Annotated in this window: 1 protein-coding gene; it reads left to right on the forward strand. The window is 57.2% G+C overall.

What is annotated here, in order from left to right; translation table 11 throughout:
- Positions 1 to 144: 144 nt before the first annotated feature.
- The coding region (locus tag AC1D0Z_RS22170) for a CHASE2 domain-containing protein (protein WP_477660303.1) at positions 145 to 1,224 on the forward strand (1,080 nt) is incomplete at its 3' end.

Below are 1,224 nucleotides of genomic sequence, written 5' to 3' on the forward strand. Positions count from 1 at the left end.
ATTCCACGATGTATCAAACGAGCTCGAAAGCCCTCCCTTAATCGGAGGGTTTTTTATTGGGTGAAGCTAAAAATAGCTGGCCGGCCGGAGGAGCAAGGCGCTTTTACATGCCTCATGTGGAATACGAGGATAGGATTTACTTAGATGGTATCGTTCCAGAAGACCTTGCAAGCATTCCGTTGCGTCTTAGCGGCGGGCTTGGCTGCGGCATGTTTGGCCTCCTGTGAAGGCCTTCAGGCAATCGAGGCGGACGTCTATGCGGAGCGGTTTCCATCATCGCAGACGGGTCCGGTCGCCCCAGTCACAATTGTCGATATCGATGATGCAACCCTCGTTGCCTTGGGCGGTTGGCCGCTGCAGCGAAGCTACTATGCGCGAGCAGCGCTTTCGGCGTTTGATGCAGGGGCCGCCGTCGTGGCGATCGACGTCATGTTTACCGAACCCCCTGCGCGACCCGACGACGCTTTGATTGAGATGGTAGCTAGCGAGCAGTCGCGCCTCGTGCTAGCGCTCGATGGCAGTTCGCCCCCCGGTCTCTATCTCGCACTGGCGCAGATGGCACGACGAAAAGGCCACGTACTCGCCTCCGTCAGCGCGAACGGGCAAGTCACTGCAGTACCTTTAGTGCAGGGATATAAAAGCTTCTCCGAAGCTATCTACATGGCATATTGCGAAGCTGTAGCAAAGCCCTGCCGCTCCTCTCCAAGGCTGAGCCCGCGCGAGCCCGCGTTTCGCGGCGGTGGGGAAGCAGGCTGGGGAATAGACTACCCTTTCGCGGTTGCGACCATTCCGCGCATTAGCTTCCGTCGGTTGGTGGAGGGCGCGAGACCCAACTTGCGCGGGCGCATCGTCATCATCTCGCCTTCGGCTTCGCGGCTACTGGACATGAAAACGCTTCCGCTGGAAAACCGTCATCCACGACTGGAGCATCCGGGCTCGGTGGCAATGGCCTACGCGGTTGAGACGCTATTTCGACAAAGCGAGATATGGTCCTTGCCTCTTTTGCTATGGTTCGTTGTATTCACCGTCGCGAATCTGCTTGTCCTCACAACACAAGCACGGTTTCCGGCGCTTCGCCGAGATGTCTTCTGGATATTCATCCTGCTCTGCCTTATCGTAGGCTGGGCATGTTTCCGGCAGTTGCATCTATACGTACCCGGTGCGCTTTGTGTGCTTAACGGGCTATTCTTATGGCTAGCGGCAATGAAAGGCGGGAAGCACCAT

The organism is Polaromonas sp. P1_E3 (assembly GCF_056405935.1).